General features: G+C 31.4%; 20 protein-coding genes. 2 read left to right on the forward strand and 18 right to left on the reverse strand.

Annotated features, from left to right (window positions below):
• Positions 1–897 (reverse strand): glycosyltransferase family 2 protein, encoded by an 897-nt coding sequence (locus tag PGH12_RS13850; RefSeq protein ID WP_267596296.1) that lies wholly within the window; start codon positions 895–897, stop codon positions 1–3.
• Positions 897–2,048 carry a glycosyltransferase gene (locus tag PGH12_RS13855; protein ID WP_267596295.1) on the reverse strand — a complete coding sequence of 384 codons (1,152 nt, stop codon included), beginning with the start codon at positions 2,046–2,048 and terminating at the stop codon, positions 897–899. Before PGH12_RS13855 ends, PGH12_RS13850 begins: the two co-directional genes overlap by 1 nt.
• Before the next feature lie 94 nt (positions 2,049–2,142).
• Between PGH12_RS13855 and PGH12_RS13860 the strand changes: the two genes are divergently transcribed.
• Positions 2,143–2,919 (forward strand): class I SAM-dependent methyltransferase, encoded by a 777-nt coding sequence (locus PGH12_RS13860; RefSeq protein WP_267596294.1) that lies wholly within the window; start codon positions 2,143–2,145, stop codon positions 2,917–2,919.
• A gap of 83 nt (positions 2,920–3,002) precedes the next feature.
• Here the strand turns inward: PGH12_RS13860 and PGH12_RS13865 are convergent, their stop codons facing one another.
• From PGH12_RS13865 to PGH12_RS13875, 3 genes are read right to left on the reverse strand one after another with little or no spacing between them, the layout of a single operon-like run.
• The gene (locus tag PGH12_RS13865) at positions 3,003–3,971 is read right to left on the reverse strand and encodes a glycosyltransferase family 2 protein (protein ID WP_267596293.1); all 969 of its coding nucleotides are present in this window, start codon (positions 3,969–3,971) and stop codon (positions 3,003–3,005) included.
• A gap of 3 nt (positions 3,972–3,974) precedes the next feature.
• On the reverse strand, positions 3,975–5,135 hold the full coding sequence (locus PGH12_RS13870) for a glycosyltransferase family 4 protein (RefSeq protein WP_267596292.1): 1,161 nt from the start codon (positions 5,133–5,135) through the stop codon (positions 3,975–3,977).
• 55 nt (positions 5,136–5,190) lie between these two features.
• Positions 5,191–5,754 carry an acyltransferase gene (locus tag PGH12_RS13875; RefSeq protein ID WP_267596291.1) on the reverse strand — a complete coding sequence of 188 codons (564 nt, stop codon included), beginning with the start codon at positions 5,752–5,754 and terminating at the stop codon, positions 5,191–5,193.
• 72 nt (positions 5,755–5,826) lie between these two features.
• Here PGH12_RS13875 and PGH12_RS13880 point away from each other — a divergent pair, with 72 nt between their 5' ends.
• Positions 5,827–6,834: a glycosyltransferase family 2 protein gene (locus tag PGH12_RS13880; protein ID WP_267596290.1), complete on the forward strand. Its 1,008-nt coding sequence runs from the start codon at positions 5,827–5,829 to the stop codon at positions 6,832–6,834.
• 4 nt (positions 6,835–6,838) lie between these two features.
• On the opposite strand, the gene PGH12_RS13885 is transcribed toward PGH12_RS13880, so the two are convergent.
• The 13 genes from PGH12_RS13885 to PGH12_RS13945 form a co-directional block, all read right to left on the reverse strand.
• Complete coding sequence (locus PGH12_RS13885) at positions 6,839–7,849, reverse strand: glycosyltransferase family A protein (RefSeq protein WP_267596289.1); 1,011 nt, start codon at positions 7,847–7,849, stop codon at positions 6,839–6,841.
• Between the two features lie 73 nt (positions 7,850–7,922).
• A complete protein-coding gene (locus PGH12_RS13890; RefSeq protein WP_267596288.1) occupies positions 7,923–8,609 on the reverse strand; it encodes an NAD-dependent epimerase/dehydratase family protein in 687 nt (228 codons plus the stop codon).
• A 94-nt stretch (positions 8,610–8,703) separates the two neighbouring features.
• Positions 8,704–9,819 carry a glycosyltransferase gene (locus PGH12_RS13895; RefSeq protein WP_267596287.1) on the reverse strand — a complete coding sequence of 372 codons (1,116 nt, stop codon included), beginning with the start codon at positions 9,817–9,819 and terminating at the stop codon, positions 8,704–8,706.
• Between the two features lie 11 nt (positions 9,820–9,830).
• On the reverse strand, positions 9,831–10,688 hold the full coding sequence (locus PGH12_RS13900) for a hypothetical protein (RefSeq protein WP_267596286.1): 858 nt from the start codon (positions 10,686–10,688) through the stop codon (positions 9,831–9,833).
• Positions 10,685–11,548 (reverse strand): glycosyltransferase family 2 protein, encoded by an 864-nt coding sequence (locus tag PGH12_RS13905; RefSeq protein ID WP_267596285.1) that lies wholly within the window; start codon positions 11,546–11,548, stop codon positions 10,685–10,687. The genes PGH12_RS13900 and PGH12_RS13905 overlap by 4 nt, the downstream gene beginning before the upstream one ends.
• Positions 11,545–12,576, reverse strand: a complete 1,032-nt coding sequence (locus tag PGH12_RS13910) for a WaaS/CpsH family glycosyltransferase (protein ID WP_267596284.1) — start codon at positions 12,574–12,576, stop codon at positions 11,545–11,547. Before PGH12_RS13910 ends, PGH12_RS13905 begins: the two co-directional genes overlap by 4 nt.
• Positions 12,577–12,585: 9 nt before the next feature.
• Complete coding sequence (locus PGH12_RS13915; protein WP_267596283.1) at positions 12,586–13,722, reverse strand: glycosyltransferase family 4 protein; 1,137 nt, start codon at positions 13,720–13,722, stop codon at positions 12,586–12,588.
• Positions 13,723–13,724: 2 nt separating this feature from the next.
• On the reverse strand, positions 13,725–14,834 hold the full coding sequence (locus PGH12_RS13920) for a hypothetical protein (protein WP_267596282.1): 1,110 nt from the start codon (positions 14,832–14,834) through the stop codon (positions 13,725–13,727).
• A gap of 75 nt (positions 14,835–14,909) precedes the next feature.
• Positions 14,910–15,575: an alpha-1,2-fucosyltransferase gene (locus tag PGH12_RS13925; protein ID WP_267596281.1), complete on the reverse strand. Its 666-nt coding sequence runs from the start codon at positions 15,573–15,575 to the stop codon at positions 14,910–14,912.
• Positions 15,576–15,759: 184 nt separating this feature from the next.
• The gene (locus PGH12_RS13930; protein ID WP_267596280.1) at positions 15,760–16,692 is read right to left on the reverse strand and encodes a glycosyltransferase; all 933 of its coding nucleotides are present in this window, start codon (positions 16,690–16,692) and stop codon (positions 15,760–15,762) included.
• Positions 16,643–17,443, reverse strand: a complete 801-nt coding sequence (locus tag PGH12_RS13935) for a glycosyltransferase family protein (RefSeq protein WP_267596279.1) — start codon at positions 17,441–17,443, stop codon at positions 16,643–16,645. The genes PGH12_RS13930 and PGH12_RS13935 overlap by 50 nt, the downstream gene beginning before the upstream one ends.
• Positions 17,440–18,339 (reverse strand): glycosyltransferase family 2 protein, encoded by a 900-nt coding sequence (locus PGH12_RS13940; protein WP_267596278.1) that lies wholly within the window; start codon positions 18,337–18,339, stop codon positions 17,440–17,442. Before PGH12_RS13940 ends, PGH12_RS13935 begins: the two co-directional genes overlap by 4 nt.
• Complete coding sequence (locus PGH12_RS13945; protein WP_267596277.1) at positions 18,336–19,154, reverse strand: glycosyltransferase family 2 protein; 819 nt, start codon at positions 19,152–19,154, stop codon at positions 18,336–18,338. The genes PGH12_RS13940 and PGH12_RS13945 overlap by 4 nt, the downstream gene beginning before the upstream one ends.
• Between the last annotated feature and the right edge of the window lie 16 nt (positions 19,155–19,170).

Genomic DNA, 19,170 nt, shown 5'->3' on the forward strand with positions numbered 1-19,170 from the left:
CTAAATGAATTTTGAAAACGGATATACGAGATAAGCAAGCAATTTTATCTTAGGAGCTTTAAGTTCCGTCGTTATCTTTTTTAAAGATCTGCCGTCAATCTTCGCAAATTTAATATAACCACCCAAATTCCTCAGAATAGTCACAGGATTACTCCATAATTTTGTGCTGTACGTGTTTAGGAAAGCTTTGTAGTTTTCGGCTAAACCGAAAGCGTTTTTTTTGTCGTAAAATTGATTGGCAAGAGATTGTTCATCATCTTTGTCGCGAAAATATATTCTCGTAACTTGATTGATACAATAGTGAAATCCAAGTTGATCAAACTGAAATTGGAAAACACCTTCCGGAATAAATCCTTTTCCTGCAAGATTGCCAAAATTTAATTTCATCTTTTTGTAAATTTCGGTTTTTCCCATTCCCCATTTATCACCCTTTATTTTGTATGTATACCGCATATCGAAAATACTGCATATCAAAGGGTCATTTGGAAATTTGTCGCCTACTACATTTCCGAATTGATCTTCGCAAAGGGTTGAAACAAAAACAATATTCTGACTTTCTGCTATACCTTCCCAAGTATTTACAAGAATTTCCATAGAATCTGCCGGTAATGCGTCATCAGAATCTAAAGGTGAAAAATACTGACCTTCAGCCAAATCAATCCCTCGAAAAAATGTTAAGAATTTATGTTGATTTTCCTGAAAATAATAACGGATTTTAAAATCAGCCTCTTTCTGGAATTTTTCAACTAAATCTTTAGTATTATCGGTAGAGCCGTCATCAATCACGATCCACTCAAAATCTTTGAATGTCTGCTTTTGCAAGGACTCAAATACTCTTGGCAATGTATGCGCACGATTATACGATGGTGTAAGAATAGTTACTTTTGGAGTATTCATTATTTCTGTTGATATTGGCTAAGAAATACTTCTGTCACCTCATTATAGATTTTTTGATTGTCAAATTTTTCTATAGCTTTTTCTGTGTTATTTTTTATTTTAGCTGGAATTTCAGGATTTGTAAGAAACAATTTCATTCCTTCGTAGATCGAGTTTTCATCTGGTTCTACGAGATAGCCATCTTCCTGATGATTGATCATTTCCGGAATTCCGCCTACATTAGTGCTGACTATCGGAATGTTGAGACCCATAACTTCGCCAATTGTTAAAGGATAAGATTCAGATTCTGAAGGCAAAACAAAAAAATCTGAATTCTTAATAAAGGGATAAGGATTGGTTTGTGTGTCAAGCAACAAAAATGTTTTTTCAACTTTCAACTCTGCAGCTTGTTTTTTTAAATTTTCCATTTCGCCACCACCACCAATAACGGCAACTGCATGTAAAAATCCTTCATCTAATAACTTTCTATGAATATTCATTAAAGTATGGTAGTTTTTCCTGCTGTGCAGCCTTCCCATTGATGAAAATACGGGATGTAAATCATAATTTACCGGAAATTCTGTGGATTTCTTTTTTATTTCGTCCATTTTAATGGAGTTGTAGATCACCGAACTTTTTGGATATTCTATATGATAAAGATCTTTAATAACGTCTCTTGTCTGTTTCGAACCGAATATTACCCAATCAAATTTTTTCAGATTATTAATTCGGTTTAAAACCCTTTCCCGATCAGGATCGTAACTTACATCTGTATGAAACCATGCAATTTTTTTTGACTTTAAAGGACTTGATAATATGTTTTCAAACTCTGAATAAGTAGGTGCAATTTCTATATCAAAATTGTCTCTGATGATATTTTTGTAAAGTAGTTTTGGATTTTTTCTGTAAAAGAGGAGGGTTAAATTTCTCTTAATCAGTTGAAATGTTCTGAGAAATTTATTAGTACTCATATCCTCTTTTCCTTTTTGAAAAGTGATGAGTTTAATGTCTTTAGGAATATCAGATCTCAATTCACCCTGATTGAGGGTAAGGAAAAACGTGATATCAAAGAGATCTCTCGGAAGATTTTCTAAAAGATCGAGAAGAACTCTTTCTACACCTCCCATTTCCATTGATCTGTGGCGGAAAAGTACTTTTATTTTCTGATGCATTTGTGTAGTTTCTAAAAAAAATAATTCTTAAAAAAGCAAATATAAGATTGTTTGAGCAATTCTTTTGTATTTTTGCATCTCAAAACATAATTGTATGAGTAAAGTCGCAGAAATTGCAACAACATTTTTTGGATATTTAAAACGTCCCGATCTATATCCTGAGTTAAGAAGAAAAATCTGGAAAAATCTTTTTAATCGTTCGTCTGCCTTACGTGGTAAAGAAGAGGCAGAGATTTGGTGTAAAAACTTAGCAGTTTCCGAAAAAGATTTTATTGAGAAAGTTCTGAAAATTCCATTTGTTTCTTTTGAAGCACTTTTCCCTCAAGAATATGAAGCAGCTTTACAAGCACAAGAAAAAGCCCCAATAAAGATGGGTGGCGCAGGTTCGCTAAGTGTTATTTACTATATTAATGAATATGTATCTTCACACAGATCGATAGAGACAGGCGTTGCTTACGGATGGTCTTCTTTTGCGGCTTTAGCATCTTTAGTAAAAAGAAACGGAACACTTTTCAGTTCAGACATGCCTTATATTTTACAGAATCAAAGTGAAGATTTTGTAGGATGTGTAATTCCGGAAAAATATAAAAACAATTGGGATCTTTATCGTTTTGCAGATAAAGAATCTTTACCTAAAATATTTGCAAAAGCAGATTCTTTAGATGTTGTACATTATGATAGTGACAAAACCTATGACGGAAGAATCTGGGCATACACGCTATTATGGGATAGATTAAGAGTAGGCGGAGTTTTCATGAGTGATGATATTGGCGATAATGCTGCTTTTAAAGACTATTGTGAAAGTAAAGGCATCAGTCCTCACATTATAGAGTTTGATGGTAAATATGCAGGAGTCGCAATAAAAAATTAATGAATAAACCACAGATTTTTTCTCTGTGGTTTATTATTTCAATTGTATAGAAGCTATATTCTTTATTTACTGACTTTGACAGTCTAAGATTGGGAAAGTTTGTTTAATATTTTTGCATTTAGGAAGAAAATCTTTTTGCCAAGTATTAAAAGCATTCTGTTCTTATAATAGAATACATCTTTACCAATGTTTTTATAGATCCCCATCATTTTTGAAAAGCCATTATAATCGTAGTATTTCTTAGAGACGGTAATTGATTTCTTCACTAAGTTTTTTGAAGGGTTTTTGTAAATATTCAAATATTCGCCTGGATTAAAGCTGTCGTATGAATCTTGTCCTTTTTCTAAGCGCTCCTTGTATAATTCTTTAGCTTTATTAACAAAAAGGTTTTTAATCACTTTATCTTGCTGCCTAGACATCGACGTGTCCAAAACTCTATATTTTAAAAGTGGTTCGTTAATGTTTCCAAAAGAATAATTTTCTGTCATCATTTGAAGGTAAAGGTCATAATCTTCACAATATTGCATTTTCTCACGATACCTGATTTTTTTATCATTGCGAAATAGTAATACAGGATGATACATGGATATGTTTTTAAGCATATTTTTTTTTATATGATCATCAGATGACAGAGCAAGCAGTAGTTTAGTATTGTTTCCCTCTCTATCAATAAGTTGGAGATCGCTACCTACCATGAAAATGTTTTTGTTTTTTTCAAGATAATCTAACTGCTTTTCAAAACGATCCGGAGCAGAAATGTCATCTGCATCCATCCTGGCAATAAATTCTGTATCTGCCATTTCCAAACCGCGGTTCAGATTGATGATGAATCCTTTAGAACCTTGGTTTTCAGTATTTTTTATAAGTTTAATTCGCTGGTCTTTTTCCTCAAAATCTTCAAGTATTTGCAGGGAATTGTCAGTGGAAGCATCTTCGAATATAATGAATTTAAAATTTGAGTAGCTTTGATTCAAAATAGATTCTACCGCATCTTTTAGATAATCTTCTGCATTAAAAACAGACATTACAACCGTTATTTTTTTTGTTTCCATACTTCAATTATTCTTTACCAGTGACTGAAATAATTCCTCCCATCTCTTCATTATGTTTGCGATTTCATACTTTTTTGTAGTTAATAAAGCGCGTTCAGAAAAAATTTGCCTTAAACTCTCATCTTCTATCAAGGTAATAATTTTTTCTGCAAGCATTTCAATATTTCCCAGTTCGACAAGAAATCCATTCTTACCATCTTCTATAAGCTCCTCCGGGCCAAATTTGCAGTTAAACGAAACAGCAGGTATTCCTAATGCTAGCGCTTCCATTAGAACTAAAACAAAACCTTCATTTCTGGAACTTAAAATAAAGATCGAACTCTCTAAGTATTTTTCTGCGATATTTGGCACAGACTTTTTGAGAAAAATAGTATCTTCTAAATTTAGATCCTTAATCTGTCTGAGAATATTATCTTCCAGACTTCCTTCTCCGAAAATATTAAGAATCCATTCAGGATGCTTTTCTTTTACTATTTTCCACGCCTCAACAAGATAGTCAAATCCTTTTTCTTTTTCTAATCTTCCAACTGCAATCGCAGTTTTACTCGTCAAATTAGGTCTTGGGAGGCTTAGATCAATCGTAAGAGGATTGCCAATAACAGTGATATTTGAAAAAAAGAGTTTCCATGTCTTTGCATCATCATTGCTCAAAACAACAATTTTTTCATAACGCGACATCTTACTTCGCAGATTTTTAATTTGAAGTAAAGACTTTATTCTTAAGATATGAAAAGGTTTTGTCAAAATTCTCAAAGGTGAATTATCAAAATTCAAATGAAATTCTAAGACCTTTTTACTTTTGTCTTTTATCTTATAGAGAAATTTATATTCTGCACCCAAAACCATAGAAACACATACATCAACCTGGTTTTCCAACAGAAACTTTTCTACTAAATTTTCGTAGGATACCATGAATTTTTTGATGCTTTTTCTTCTTTCAAAAAAGCCTAAAGATTTTAACCTGAAAGTCGGATCATCAAGATTCAGATGAATTAGTTTTACTTCGGAACTAAATGGAAAAAATACAGCACTTTGAAACTGTCTGTAAGTTATAATGGTGACATCATAATCTAAAACATCAGCCATATAATTGGCTTTAATGCTTAAAACCCTGTTAATACCGGATGGTTCGCGCAGATGAGGGATGAAATAAACAATTTTCATTCAATATGCTTTTAAAATAAAATATGATTAAAATTTTTAGTTACTACACGATAAATCAGATAGTATGAAAAATTAAATCTTGTTTTGCCTTCACAATTGTATTGCTGGGAACATCTTTATAGACCAAAACTCCCGATCCCAAAATACAGTTGTCACCTATGGTAACATCTTTTAAAATAGTAACATTCGCACCGGTCCAAACATTATCGCCCATTTTTATTTTTCCAATATTAAATTTGGTCTTCGAAACAGAAAACGGATTGGTTGTATGATGATGATTGTGATCGAAAATTTTTAGTCCTTCGCCCAAAATGCAATTTCTACCTATTTCTATTTCCCCAAGACACGAAATGGTAGCTCTTGTAATATAAGTGTTTTCTCCAATAATTAACTTTGCGTTTGGCTTTACAGTAAGATAATTAGATTGGTTTATCGTGACATTTTCTTCGATTATAAATTCTGCTTCAGGAGAAATATCAAAAAAATTATTCTTACCAAGTTTAAAAGAAGGGTGGACATTGCTTTTTTTTGTAAAAAAAAGACTTTTATTCTTTTCAGCAGTGCAAGTATCTGCGAAATTTTTTAGTTTTATCAATATAAAGCCTAAAATACTTTTCATCTAAAAATGTTTTTCATTCAAAAGTATTAAAATTCTTTATATTTTCGCCATTTATTAACAACAAACAATTTGATGAAAAGCAATAAGCCCTTAATTAGTGTCAATATTCCTATTTTTAAATGCGAGAAGCATATTTTAAGATGCCTGGAATCTGTAAAGAATCAAACATACAAAAATTTCGAAATCATACTCGTAAATGATTGTACACCAGACGATAGTATGTTTTTGGTTGATCGTTTTGTACATGACAATCCATTTTTAAATATTAAAGTTATAAATCACGAGCAGAATTCTGGTCTGTCTGTGGTTAGGAATACGGGTATTGCAGCATCGGCAGGAGAATACATATATTTTCTGGATAGTGACGACGAAATTACTGCAGAATGTCTTCAGGTTTTGATCGATCATATTTTAAAAACAAAAGCACAGATAGTGATTGCCCAAAATCGTTGGATTAATACTTTTGATAACACAACCAAAGATTTTGGTTTTCCTACGCTTTCAGACAAAAAATATTATGACAATAATCTTGAACTCTTTTCTGTTTATAGTGAGGGTGGTTTTCCGTCATCTTCGTGGAATAAATTGATAAATAAAGAATTTATCATTAAAAACGAAGTTTATTTCGTACCAGGATTGTTTGCACAAGATGAGCTTTGGTTTTTCCATTTGCTTTTAAAGACAGATACTTTAGCGATAGTTGATGACATTACTTATCTATATTATCTCCACGGAGAATCTGTGATTTTTAATAGGAAGAAAAAGAATTTTGAAAACTTTCTCACAATTCTCGAATATTTCTCTCATGCTTACAGAGACGAGAATAATTTAGTTTTGAAAAAGCTGATCAAGAAAAAGATCGTTCTCTTTAAAGAAATGGTTCTCATCATGCAATGGCGAGCTTTGAAAGATAGTTACTATCTCAAAACCAATATTTTAAGAATGCGAAAATTAACAAAACTAAATTTTTCAGATTACTTTTCTTCAGATTTTTCTTTAGATGTAAAAAAGAAAAATTTTTTTCAGAATATCCCCTCGAAACTTGCGACAAAGTTATTTATATGGCGCTTTGAGAGATGATCTTTCAGTTTTTGTAGTTATAATATGCAAGGAGAATCGAAAAATTAGATAAAAGAAAATAATTATAAACTTTTGCCAATTTGTTATATTGTGAGATTACCGTTTTTTTTTCTAATTCAGAAAAAGATTCTGTTAGTCTTTTTTGTTGTCTTAAATTTTCTTCGGGGCTCATTTGCTTTTTAAAATGATGATAAACTTTAACAGCATTCACAAGATTTTTATAAGCGGTAAACTCAAAAATATTTTTGCGTGTATCGTAAATTCCTTTTTCCTGAAAAATTTTTCTCAGTAAGCAATCAGTTCTTATAATATCAATTTTTTTCACAGATAAACTTTTTGCCGATGATTCTGAATGAATAAAATGCGTGTAAACCGCATCGCAACTTCCGATAAATTTTGCTTTTTCAAACAACAATCTCTCAACGATCTCGTCGGCATTAAGTAATGGCTCGGTGAAAGCAAAAGAATGAGCCTTAAATATATTTTTGCGATATAAACCTCTGATATGGCAGTCATATTTTCCTACTGTATCGCGGAAGATTTGCTCACCGGGATATTTTTTAAACTTAAAATCCAGAGTTTCTGACAAGTAGATGTTATGGATGTTTTTGATCTTGCCGTCGGTGAATTTTGTAACAACCATTGGGCTTACAATATCTAGTTCCGGATGGCTGACAAAAGTATCGTAGCATTTTTCTATGGTGTCTCTATCAATAAGATCATCATGATCAAAAAGAAAAATAAAATCACCCGATGCTTTTTCCTGCCCAAAAGCTTTCGAATATTGTGCATATTTTTGGTTCTCTTTTGTAAAAATCTTAATTCTGGAATCCTGTTTTGCGAAATACTCAAGATCTTTCAAAGTTGAGTCTGTAGATCCGTCATTTACGCATATAAATTCTATATTTCTGTAGGTTTGGTTTAACAGACAATTCATGGAAGTCTTTACAAAATCGCCCAATTCTACGGAATTATAATAAGTAGTAATGATGGAAATCAGAGGGTGTGCATGCATATATCTGCAATTTTATAGGTTGTTAAAAGTCAAATTTGATTTTGATTGAGCCTTTTTAAACTGATTATTAGTATTATAATGGAGAATAGTATTTTTTCAAAATATTCTGAAGATAATTTTCTTTGTTATCAAGATGATTTTTAGTGAAATAATTTTCAATATCAGGAATTGTTATGTCATATCCCGAGCCACTTTTAATTAAGTTGATATTTACTTTTTTATTAAAAAATCTTTCTATGATTTCTAAAATCTCAATAATGGAGTAATTTTTAATATAAGCTAAATTGATAATTTTATTTAACGGTTTTTCATCGGCCAACTCTAAAGTGATGTTTCTAATATCTTCAGCATCAATTAAATTACGTGTTGCTTTAGTGTGTACATTGATTGTCTCATCATTTTTCACTGCATTTATAATATAATTTACCAAAAGATTAGGATTACCACCTTTTCCGACTGCATTGCTTACCCTCAAAATCAAAAATTTTTTACACAGGTCTTTAATCTTTTGTTCCATTTTTAGCTTGTGTAGTACATAATTGCTTCCTGTTTTGGAAGAATCGTAAATGCTGCACGTAGAAAAATATATAAAAATTTTATCAGGATTGGCGCTAATCGTCTCTTGAATAAGATTTTCTTCCCTACTAAATTCTTCCGGTCTTATTTCTAACGAGTTTGAAACACCGGATGCAAAGAAAATGGTATTTTCTCTGTCATAGCCTGCAAATAATGATGCAATAAGGCCTCTGCCAATTATCATAGAATGAAGTATTTAATTATATTTAATTTTCAAAAAAAGGATATCTGCGGAAAAATCAGTCAGTATTTACATTTGATTTTTTAGCGTATTAAAACTACAAATCATAATGTTTTAAAATTTTAATAAAATTCTGCACCATTATATCATTATCCATCGTCTTCAGGTAATCCTTCTTTGTGTTTTTAGAAAATTCTGTGAGTTTTTTCCTGTTATCATAAAGATCGATAATTGCCTCAACTAAGCTTTCTACTGTTCTTTCTATAAATACACCATTTACTCCTTCTGTTAAAAAGGAAAGAGGCAAACCAACTTTTGTAGAAATAACCGGTATAGAAGATAAGCATGCTTCAGCATACATTGAAGGTCCGGAATCTGCATCGGAGGCTATCACGATACAATCTACATCAGAATAAAAATTGTAAAGATCTTCGTATGGTCCTGAGAATTTGGTTTTCAGGCGTACATCACGTCCTGTTTGTTTTACTATTTCTATGGCGGGCTCAATGATGGTTCTGAATCCTTTCATTTCTCGGTCGGGAGTTCCGGTCCACCCGACAGTTAACGATTCTTTTTCTCCTACATTTTTATTTTCGATAAAATTTTCCTGACCGTAAATACCGTATACGAAATCAACTTTATCCGTTAACCTTTTGTAATCATTTAATAGATTACCGCCGCCGACAATAATATGCTGATAAGATTTTAAATATTCATCATAAAAATCTTTTCTTGACAAAAGACTTCTGTCTTTTTTCTTTTTAATATCGAAAGTAGGGCCGTCGTGCGGGAATTTATCAGTAAAAAGACCTACAATTTTTAATGGAGCCTGAAAAGGAAAATGTGCAGTATACTGAAAATAAAAAGCCATTTCTGTAATAACATCAAAATTTTTGATTGTAGATTTACTTTTTGATAAGTCTTCATTATACAGATAAACTGGCGAAACTTTGAATAAAGGATAAAAATAGTTGTGATTGTCTGAGATTTGATAAACCTTCTCAGTAATCCCTAAATGAAATCTTATCTTATTTAAAATGTTATAGATACTTTCTTTTAAACCGAAATAGATATTATTGGGTTTTATTGCAAAATCCTGTTGATAAGCAATAAAACAATTGTATTCTTTTTGTAGATAAGGAACCCATGTCTTTATCATAAATTCATAAGCCCAATCTGGCTTATCGGCAATGAATAAAATATTTTTTTTCAATTCTCGGTGTTTTATACTTTGTAATAATTTTTTACACTTTTGTGTCCGATGTGGAGAATTATTTCGTCACCACAACCTTCGTCCCCATCACAGACGCAAAACTGTTTTGGTAGAACATAAGGATAAAGACCTGTTTTCCATGCAGATTTCCACATAACAATTGATGCTCTGGATGGATCTTTTTGCATAATCTCTGCGCAATTTTGAAAAAATGCTGTACCATCCATATTGTTTTTCCAGATGGTCATCGGGCTTTGATTATACGAGTAACCGTTACCCATACTTTCATCAGCTATATTTTGAGTGTCTTTGGAAATTCTCATATCTAAATTGAAAATTTGCCGGACATTCTGTGCAGAACAAAATCCAAACTTTTGAGTGAGGAAAACAAGAGAATAAATATTTTCATTGACAAAAAGCATATCGCTGTCTAGCGCACACGTAAAATCTGCTGTAGCTTGAGATAAAGCCAGAAATTTAAAATAATCTACAGTTCTGTATCCATATCGCGGATGCGTGGAATCTTTTACAGGCGAGGTTACTTTTTTTATCGTTATACCTTCAGTTTCTTTCCATTCAAAATCTGTATAGACGGTTATCCTGGCTTTGGGAAAGAATTTTTTTATGCCGCTCAAGGAAGGTTCCAATCGGTTGCTGTAATCAAGGTCAGAACCTCCGCCGTTAATTCTCTTTTCTCCAAATTCTGTAAAAACAAATTCAATATCCAGTTGATTGACAAATTCTAAGATTTCATGGTCAATATTTCTATGGAGGATCAAATTTTTACTTCTGGTATCCGGAACGTATTTTATTTTGCCCGTAAGAAGCTGCCAAGCAACTTGCAGACGGTATAGTAAAGTACCAATCATTTGAGTTTTTTTAAAATGAAATCAAAGATAACGTCTTTATTTTTAATACTTAGTAAACGTTTCAGTATAGAATTCTGTTTAGATAAGTTTTCAAAATACCAGTAATTTTTAAAGGCTTCTTTTCTCTCATCAAAATTCAGACGGTCATCATTCACTGTTTCTAAATATGCTAATGCACTCCCTTTTGGATTATTTTCCGATAATTTCCTAAAGTTTGACGACAGCCCATCTTCCAGATATTCACCTTTTACAATAGAGTGATTTACATAAATATTTTTGTAAACACGGTCTATTCTTTTGTAGATAACTGATTCTTTAATAAATTTTTCCCCTGCAAAATAAGGAAAAGGATATTGTTTTAAAATGTCGGTCTTAAATAAATAATCAAATTCACCTGTGACTCCGTACTCATTTTTTAGTGTAATCGAGTTTGAAATGATTTGGTTAAATTCAATTTTTTTATTTGTCTTCGTCTTTTTTTCGTTATCTGAATATCTTGGAAAGCAGACTGCAGCAATATTCTGATTTTTTAAAAAAGAGGGAAGTATCTCCCAAATGATATCGGATGAATTTTCGATCATTTCGTCATCGCTGTCTATGATCAGAAAAAAGTCATTCAATGTTTGTTTTACTGCCGTATTGATCGCAATATGTTTGCCTTGATTTTGCTGATATATATAAGTTATAGGGAAATCGCTTTTTTCTTGTAATGCTTTTATTGTATCTTTTGTATCATCTCTTGATCCGTCATCTACAATAAGCCACTCAAAGTTCCTTACACTTTGTTTCTGCAGACTACGATATAAGTTAGGAAGCAGATGGGCGCGGTTAAAAGTGGGTGTAAAGATGGTAAGATTCATAAAAAAGTATCTGTTTTTGGTAATGGAATAGCAATATAGTCATCTATTTCAAGAATATTCTTAATCCAGTTTTCGAAACTGTACATTTTTACAATATTTTCAGGAATTGTTTGATAAGGCTTTTGCATGAATTCCGCTAATCCGTCGAAGTTCTCAAAATCTGTGATAAAAACATTGTCTGGATGGTAGAAGTTATAATTTTTAATCGAATGATTATTGGTTATAATTTTCTTTTTAAAGTTTAAAGCTTCAAAAAAACGGAAGGACAAACCATTGTGTACTTCTAATTTAATATCTATAAGTACCGTAGCAGCGATAATTTCCTTAAGGTACATTTTATAAGGAATATGAGCTTTAATAATCTGAATTTCTTTATTTTCTGAGAGCTCATTACTGTCGATCAAAAAGATTTTATTCTTAAATTTATTTACTTCTGAATTTCTCAACAAGTTACATAACTTTTGGTAACGGGTAGCTTTCCAAACACCTAGATAGTACATGAAAATTGAATTACTTTTTTTATATGAAATATTGAAATGATAGTTAGTTGTAAATGCTAAATTGTCTGCTCTATATTGTAAATCAGCTGGATCAAATACAAAAATCTTATGTAGATAATTTTTATAATGTAAAATTTTCTCACTTACTGATAAGCTATCATACTGATATGTAATAGTTTTATTAGATTTTTTGCTTAAATAGTTAATAAGAAATTCTGGGAGTCTGTCTGCTCTGAAGATGATGCAGTAATCAAAGACGTTAGTAAATCGTTTTTCAAAATTATGTATACATTTCTCACAAAATGAATTGTATTGTTCTTGTTTTAGCGATTCAATGTAATTTTTATTTCGCAGTATGTTTCGGTGATATATATTTTTCAGCTTATTTTTAAAAGAATACTTGAAGGGCTGATCCCAAGATTCAAAAAAATTTCCTATAGTATAAGGAAGTTGAGAAATATGTTCAACAAAGACTTCATTGAAATTCATATTTTGTTCGACAATCAGTATTGATTTTTTTTCAATCATACAAAAAAATTATTTGGAGGAATTTACGCCAGAAAGTAACTTTGACATATATTTTCCCCATATTTTCCAATTCAGCTCGCTGTCATACTTTTCCCTTGACGCAACTGACATTTTTTCTATTTTATTTCTACTAATTAATAGAGGCTCTATTGCATCGGCATAATCTTTTGCTAAAGCATTTTCAGGAAGTAAAACACCCGTTTTTCCATCTTCCACATGTGCGCTGACTCCTCCTGTGTCAGTAGAAATCACAGGAAGTCCGTATCCTGCGGCTTCGCAAAAAGCGATCGGAGTACAGTCAGCCTGAGTAGGCACAAAAAGGAAATGAGAATTCTGCAGGTGCTCTTGAATTTTTAGTAACTCTTCAGGATTGTTTTTATTTAGAAAAGGAATAATATGTACCCACTCTTCGTCCAAATCGGGATCGCATCCTATAATCTGGAGTTTTACATTATACCCTTTTTCTTTAAGAATTTTCACGGTTTCAAAGGCAAGATTTCCTCTTTTTCTGATCCAGTCTACGGCAAGAAATAAAAATGTAATTTCATTTTTTAAATCTTTAGAAAAATACCAATTTTCCGGAACGTTTAGATTAGCACCAAATTTCAGGACGTGTACTTTTTCTCTTTCAATTCCATAATAATTAATGGCATATTCTGCTGCCCATTCTGAAGAAAATATATTTATCGCAGCTTTTTGCAGTATTTTTTTCTCAATCCACAGCGTTTCTTTTTTTGATAACCAACCGAAACCAGAGTAGTAGGGATAGTAGTTTAAGAGCTGACCCACATTTGCATCATTTAGATAAATAATGGGTGTTTTCGTATCGGTTAAAGCAAAATCATTAATAGCAGTCGGAGCAAAAATAATATCAAAATTTTTATTTTTTAAATATTTGTCAATCTTTTTGGAAACTATTCTGGCTCTGAAAAAATTGATATGTTGATTATATCCGCGCTGAAATATCTTATGATACCAATCTTCCAAGTTCTTATATCGCTTTTCTTCACTTTCAGAAAGAGTTAGTTTAGGAATCCATTCAATTTCGTGACCGAGCTGAGACATTTGTTCAAACATTTGGTACATCGTACCAGACCAGTTTCGTCTGTCATCTAATTTCATGGAACTGTAAAAACCTATTTTCATGGTTATTTCTTTTCAGAATTAAAAAATAAATATAAGGAATCTTTAAAAAAATACACAATAACAATAATTCCTAGCAACTCATACTGAAATGTAAACCGTGCCTGGATCGAGGGAAATAAACAAAATCTGATAACGAATGTAATGATTGCAACTAGAGCAACGAGCAATGCTGGTTGAGTGAAAATATCTTTTAATCTTCCTTTAACAATAACGATTAATCCCAGAAGGTACATCAGAGGATAGATAAAGTATGGAATCTCAGGAATCACTCTTTTAAATATATCGATAAAAGATATTGTTTTTGGTTGTGACAGCGGGAAACTGAGATGTTCTACAAAAGTGTGAAAATACAATACTCTATATCCTGCATTATTATATAATAAATTAATTATAATATAGAAGAATACTGATATGAAGATACTGAAAACTGAAACCTTAAAATCTTCTTTTTTAATGATGTTCCGTACTAAGGTCAAGCCGAATAATAATGCAATAAAGATGATATTATCTGTTCTACAAATGATGCTGAAGAAAACTGATATATAAATAGGCCAATTCTTTCGAGAAAAGTAAGCGATGACCACCAAAATTATAGAGAATGCTGCTAACGTATCTGGGCTTGATGTGATAAATTCTTTAAAATCAGGTTTTAGCATCACGAACAGACCTACTATAAAGGAAAAGAAGATGTTTTTCGTCATTGCAAGACAAAAAAAATAGATAGCAATTACAGAACAGAGTGCATAGAATAATGAAGCTAAATAAACGGAATAAACCGCATCAACACCAAAAGCATGAAAAATTTGAATAGTTTTGATGTATATTATGCGAATATCATAAAAAGCGTATTGCTCTTCATAAGCTTGGTTATTGTTGAAAACATCTCTGCCATATTGAGTTTTAGGTGTAATTTGATCTTCATAATCGATATACGGAGAATCTCGGAAAGCCTTTATCATTTCCTTACGCGAAGTGTCAGGATTATCAGCGTCATTGAAGATAGCACCGCAATAAAATACAACATCCCAATTATAATGAGTAGTCTGTATCTTGCATCCTATTGCCAACAATAGAATAGGAAATAGCCATTTTAATATTATTTTATATTTCATTTTTTTTCAAACGATACATTATGATATCTTCTTTTATTGTAATCCTGTAAATATATGGTAACTTTAAATTTTTAATCAAACAATTTTTTCTATTTCCCAATCCGGGTGAAGTTGTATGGCAATACTATCTTCATAAAAAGTAGCACCAAAATTAGGTGCAATCACTCTACTTTCTTTTTTTAAAAATTTTGAAATATAACCGCCCCAATATGAGAAAGTAGAGTTGGTAACAATTAAGTTGTTGGCGCCGCTGATAGCAATGAAGTCATCGATTGGTTGATTGTTTGACAGAAACTGTATCTCAGTAGAATTATTTATAAATGAAAGCTCCTGTTGACACCATGAAATATCATCACTTATAATTAAAATAGGTACTGCAGAAAATGAAGGGTTTTTATCAAGCACTTTTTTAACATATCCTACCTGATCAAATTGTGAAGGAGAAATTTTTTTGCCAGAGTAAAAGTCACCTCTTCTGATGTTAATGACCGTTTTTTTCTCTGAATGTGAACTGTGGAAAATATCTTCTCTCACTATATATTTTTCAATAAAACTATTGAGCTCCTCAAGCGTGAAATCTTGCCCGAAATTTTGATAATAGGACGAAAAATAGTCATGATTATCATAAATTTTAAAATCTTCAGAATGAACAATAAATTCTTTGAGGAGAGGGAAAAAGTTTAGCCAATAATCCATCGTTTCAGTATGAAGAATATAAACTTCCTGGCCTTTTTCTCTCATTCTGTAACAATGTAAATAGAAATAGAGCAAATTGCCAAAGCGTAATTGTATTGGTATGTGAATGATATTTTTTTGCTTTTTACCTAATAAAAAAGAAAATATCTTTTTAAGGCTTCTGCGTATTTTTTTTCTTATCATGTGTTTATTTGTGTGTGTATTTTAATTTTAAATTAAAAGATTTAATTCATAAATATTTCTTTTTCAAATATATTTTAAGATTTTTTTTCTTTCTTAATATCCATCTTAAATGTTGAAAAGCTAACTTGAATTTTCTTTCGTTTAGCAGTTTTTGAAAAGCAATTCGGCTCCTGGAAAATATCTGCCAATCGGCGGATTCTTTAATTTTATTACCATAGTAATTACCAATTATTTGATCTAGCTGATTGTGTCGAAGATCACGTACGTAATTGATCCCGTGGGAAAGACCAACTTCGTGTCTGCGATAAGCAGTCATGCTTTCTGTCATTCCTCTGATTCTACCATTCAGCGAACTTGCCATGTACAAAATAGTGTCAAAATACAATAGGTCAGGACTTATTAATGTTTTTTGTACGGCATTATTTTGCAATACTTCAGTTTTCATAAATACTGATGTCGTATGAACCAGCCAATTGTTATAAATTTCAAGTGCAGAATAATCACGGTCTTCTATTCTTGAAAAAGGTGTGTTGTTGATTGCAGGATCTGTCGAAATATTAATGACATTATGAAAACACATTGAATAATGTGGATGTGATTCCATAAAATCATATTGTAGCTGCAGTTTATTATCATCGAACCAATAGTCATCGCCTTCGCAAAAAGCAAGATATTTCCCCGTAACCTGTTTCAGGGCAAAATAAAAGTTTGGAGTAGAACCCAGGTTTTTCGTATGTCTGAAATATTTTACCTTAATGTTAACAGGAGCCTTGAGTATATTTGATTTAATAACCTTATCAGTTCCGTCGGGCGAACAGTCATCGCAAATAATTAATTCTACAGGAAAATTGATTTTCTGTTTAAAAATTCCCTGCAATGCAACTTCTATAAAATTTTGTTGATTGTAGGTAAGAATAATGATGGAAACGTTATTCATTTGTGTAACTAATATTAGATTGTTGATGAATAATTTTTCCATCATCATTATGTTTCCAAGAAGCAGAAGCGGATGATGAATTATGGTAAAAAAGCTGTTCAGGCGTAAGATTTTTACTGTCAATATACCAACCTCCATGTTGAGCCGTAAAATCACCGGCTATACGGAGAGCGCGATAAAAACTATTAATATGAAATTTTTCGGGATAATTTGGCTTGTAAAGTGCAAATGTCGTATCTACTTCTGCACGATATATATTTTTCTCAACTTCTTCTTTCCAGAAAATTTTTTCCCATGCCGTCACTTTGTCTTTTAAGATATAATGATCCGGGATGTCGCTTATCCTTAGAGCAAAACCTACTTTAGTTATGGTCAGAAAGTATTTGTCGATGAGATGAATCATTTTGTGCAAAAAGTCTTGAGGTAAGTTTTCGTTTGGTACAATGTCGGCGTCTGATATAATATAATATCCATTTGCGTATTTCTCATACAATTTTTTGTTATTGAAGAAAACCATGTGTCCATAATTTTTGTCCATGTACTCAATAGAAACTGAATCTTCTATTTCTTTGTAATACTCTAACAATTCGGGATATGTTGAACAATTATCTACAATGATGATATTAACGAAGCCGCGTCTTTTATAGAAATCAACTTGTTTTTGTAAGAAATAAAGCTGATTATAATTAATAATCAGGATAGGTATAAATAAGGGATTTTTCCTTTGTTGCCTGATTTCTTTTCTTGTTCTCGTCAGATAAAAATAGTAAAGATAATGTAGGAGTTTTTTCATCTTTTAATATTTAGATTAAAATATGTTTTAGGTGCTTTTAACAAACGAAACCAATTTCTGGATTTAAAGTAAATTTTAAATAAGTTTATTTTTAGTTTATTTTTAGTTTTCCAGGTTTCATATATGTGTAAATCAATAGCTTTCAGCAGTTCCTTATTTGAAAAATAATGATAATAATGATTTAAAATAAATTCTTCATAAAGATATTTTGCTTCTTTCTTCTGAGCCTCGTTATCTTTTTTACCAGAGATATTTGAATTTGATATTCTAATTCTTGCAAAAGATTTGCTGATGAAGAAGATTCCTTTATCTCTGCTAAATTGTAAAATTGCTACATCATCACTATACCAAGCCAATGGTAATTTATAGAAACCATAAATGTTATAACTGTCTTTTCTAAAAATATGTTCTGATAAACTACTGGGAATGTAATCAAAATATTTGCTCCTCCAGATATCTTTTGTACTGTTGATCGGAGGGAAATTAGTAGACGTAGAAATTGGTTTATTAAATTCGTCAACCCAAAACTGAGAATAGCGAATTACAGAAATGTCGAGGCTATTTACTTTTTGTAGGCTTTTGTAAAATTCTTCAACAAAATTTTCTGCGATCATATCGTCGTCCCCTAAAATCAAAAACCAATCTTCACTTACATTTTCTAAAATACGTTCCCACTGCATTGTAAGATTTTTGCCACCAAGGTTCTCATTATAGTCAAAATATCTATAATCGTTATCTTTAAAATGTTTTTGAATAATAGGAAGAGGAGAATTAGGACTTGCATCATTTCCTATATAAAGAACAAAATTACTATTGCTTTGGGCTGCAATAGATTGTAAGGTCTCTTCAAAAAAATCTATTTTGTAATAAGGAATGACAATGGCAAGTTGATTCATTTATTGAATATTGAAAAAATTTTATCTATTAGCTTATATCTTTTACTATCTAGTTTTCTGTTTGATTTTTCAAGTAGTACTTTATACCTGTTTTTTTCTTTATTCAAAAGATGTAAACTTCCTAGATGTTCATGAAAAAATTCAATATGTTTTGCTTCAATATATTTTAGCATTTTTATTTTATTTTCCATATTTAATCCAGTAATCATTGATTGATTTTTTATTCTGTAATAAAAACAAACTACAGGAATTTTGTACACTTTATTATCAGTTTTTAACAATGAAATCCAAAATTCCCAATCCTCGATACCGAATATCATATTGATATCATACCCTCCGACTTTTTTCCAGTCACTTCTCCTAAAGAATGCACTGCAAAAAATAGGATTTCCATTAGCCAACTCTTTTTTGCTAAAATCAGGAAGCTCCCATTTTCCGCTTTTATCTCCAAAATATTCTCCTTGACAGTAAATAACGCTATAGTCTTTAGTAAATTCTCTTTTAGCTAACTCTAAATATAGATTACCTATTTTATCATCCGCATCCAAAGGTAAAATCCATTCTCCTTCTGCGACTTCTATCCCAGTATTTCTTGCTGATGATAAGCCACCATTTTCTTTATATAAATATTTAAATCTTATGTCTTTATTAAGCCATACTTTCGCAACTTCCCCTGTGTTATCGGGTGAGCCGTCATTTACGATAATGCATTCCCAATCTTGATAAGTTTGATCCAACACAGACTGTAGGCATGCATCCAGATATTGTGCTTGATTATAGCAGGGGACTATTATGGATATAAGTGTTTTTTGCATTGTTAGAAAGTAGAGA

It is taken from the genome of Chryseobacterium sp. CY350, from assembly GCF_027945075.1.
Lineage (GTDB): Bacteria > Bacteroidota > Bacteroidia > Flavobacteriales > Weeksellaceae > Chryseobacterium.